This window comes from Teichococcus aestuarii, from assembly GCF_003116135.1.
Lineage (GTDB): Bacteria > Pseudomonadota > Alphaproteobacteria > Acetobacterales > Acetobacteraceae > Pseudoroseomonas > Pseudoroseomonas aestuarii.
On the sequence record NZ_PDOA01000063.1, the window covers coordinates 1 to 1,982 of the forward strand.

The 1,982-nt window shown below is 66.1% G+C and carries 3 protein-coding genes; all 3 read left to right on the top strand.

Annotation, left to right across the window (positions count from 1 at the left end; genetic code table 11):
- Positions 1 to 169: 169 nt before the first annotated feature.
- Genes CR165_RS24090 through CR165_RS24095 form a run of 3 tightly spaced genes read left to right on the top strand, consistent with a single transcriptional unit; the run spans position 170 to position 1,954 of the window.
- Positions 170 to 997 carry a type IV secretion system protein gene (locus CR165_RS24090; protein ID WP_109519411.1) on the top strand — a complete coding sequence of 276 codons (828 nt, stop codon included), beginning with the start codon at positions 170 to 172 and terminating at the stop codon, positions 995 to 997.
- 28 nt (positions 998 to 1,025) lie between these two features.
- Entirely contained in the window at positions 1,026 to 1,181 is a 156-nt protein-coding gene (locus CR165_RS26200; protein ID WP_367604313.1) for a type IV secretion system lipoprotein VirB7, read from the top strand.
- On the top strand, positions 1,178 to 1,954 hold the full coding sequence (locus tag CR165_RS24095) for a VirB8/TrbF family protein (RefSeq protein WP_109519412.1): 777 nt from the start codon (positions 1,178 to 1,180) through the stop codon (positions 1,952 to 1,954). The genes CR165_RS26200 and CR165_RS24095 overlap by 4 nt, the downstream gene beginning before the upstream one ends.
- The last annotated feature ends 28 nt before the right edge of the window (positions 1,955 to 1,982 follow it).

The window sequence follows — 1,982 nt, forward strand, 5'->3', positions numbered from 1 at the left end:
TCCCTCAGGACAGCGGCAGCATCGGCGATCGGGGCGGCCAGCCGCTCCCCTCCAGGAACTCAGCCGGTCAGGTCACCTGGGGAATTTTCCGTCGGCACCTCTGGGGAGTATTCACCCGGCGTCTACAGCTGGTGGCATCGCGTTCACGCTGTCCTATCTGCGCGGCGCCATGATGCTGCTGGTGTTGATTGCGGCCGTCCTGATGTTGCGTGGCGACATGACGGTCGGCTGGGGTGTCCGCAAGATCATCCTGGGGCTTATCGTCCTCGCCCTCTTGCAAGTCGGCAACTACAACGCCGTCATTCGTGAGCCCTTCTGGACAACGATTCCAAACGGTATCGCATCAGCATTGAATGGGGGTCCTGTGAGTATCACAGCTGCCCAACGGTTCAACAGCATCGCTCAAGCGATCGAGCACGTCGTCGCTCTGGCGGATCAGCGTATTGGCAATCCGTTCTGGAACATCCGTGCCAGCATCTCTGTCAGCATCGTGCAGCTGTTCCTGCATCTCTTCCTAGCATTTGTATTCGCGGTCTGGCAGGTCGCGCGCGTGGCCACGGCGCTGATCATCTCCGCCGGGCCGTTCCTGCTGATCGCCGCCTTGTTCGAGACGAGCCGGCAGTACGTCCTCGACTGGTTCGGCAAGCTGATCTCCGTCTCCGCCCTGACGCTGTATTCCTGGGTTATGACGGAGATCGCGCTGGCGGGTGGCATGACTTGGATCCAGCAGCGCTTCACCGCCGACAACGGCATGTCGGCGACCATTTCCGATCTCCTCAGCCTCTGTGCCTGGTTCTTCATCTGCTCCCTGATCATGGTCGGCCTGCCCATGCTGGCTTCCATCGGTGGGAGTGGCGGCGCGGGTGTCGCGACCAGCGTCGGCGCTGGCCTGGCGGGCGGCAAAGCCGCCAGCGGCGCGGCCACGGCCTCCGCCGCCCGCCTGGGCGCCGCCATCGGCGCCTCCCTCAAGCGGAGCATGGGCCGTGGTGGCCGCTGAGACAGCAACAAGGACCCGATCCGTCATGATGTCCGCTTTCCGACCGTTGGTCCTGGTTCTGGCTGCTGTCGCCCTGGCCGGTTGCGCCGGGCTCGACACGGGGCGGGAGGCACGGGCCTGCCAGGGCACGCCTTTTGTGCTGAATGCCGGGCTGTGGACGCCGGCGCCGGAGGATCTGCGATGAGCGCGACGTCGGCACCCGAGGAGGCGATGGCCGCCTTCCGGTCCAGCTCCACGGCGGCTGTGGTCAGCCCAGAGGAGGCCGCGGCGCATTACCAGCGCATCCTGCAGTCCCAGACCGCTTCGCAGCGGCGCGACAACCGGCGCTCCCGCATGGCGCTCGCCACCAGCCTCAGCCAGATCGCCGTGTCCGTGGCGCTGGCCGGCGCCGTGGTGTTCCTGCTGGCGCGCGAGAAGACCCAGATCGTCTACGTCGCCTTCAACAGCGACGGCACCTTCCGCACTTCGGCCTCGGAGCGGGACCTGACCACCTCGGATCGCCGGGCGGCGATGTCGGCCACCCTTTGGCGCTATGTGGCGGCCCGCGAAGGCTACAGCTCGGCCGGCCATCCCGAGGCGCAGCAATTCGTCTACATCCTTTCCGACAAGGCGGTGGGCGATGCCTACCAGGCCAGCGTCGATCCCAGAAACGAGCAGAGCCCGTTCCGGGTCTATGGCACCCGCACCCAGGCGCAGATCGAACGCCGCACCGAGAATTTGTTCTGCATCCGCGACGCCGCCCTGGAAGGCTGCGGCGGCCGGGATCCCGACAGCTACAAGGTCTGGTTCACCCGGACCCAGCGTACCGAAGGGCAGCGGGAGGTCCGCCGGAACTATTCGGCCACCATCCGCTTTCGCGCCGGGGTCAAGGTGCCGTCCTGGCAGCTGGTGACCCACAATCCGCTCGGCCTGCAGGTCACCGAATATTCCATCACCGAGGAAGGAGCCATGCCATGAGCCGCATGCCCGCTTTGGCCGCGGTGCT

What these genes read in the sequence shown, in the direction of transcription:
- CR165_RS24090 (WP_109519411.1), top strand. Translation starts at nt 170, where the DNA reads ATGATGCTGCTGGTGTTGATTGCGGCCGTCCTGATGTTGCGTGGCGAC.
- CR165_RS24095 (WP_109519412.1), top strand. Translation starts at nt 1,178, where the DNA reads ATGAGCGCGACGTCGGCACCCGAGGAGGCGATGGCCGCCTTCCGGTCC.
- CR165_RS26200 (WP_367604313.1), top strand. Translation starts at nt 1,026, where the DNA reads ATGTCCGCTTTCCGACCGTTGGTCCTGGTTCTGGCTGCTGTCGCCCTG.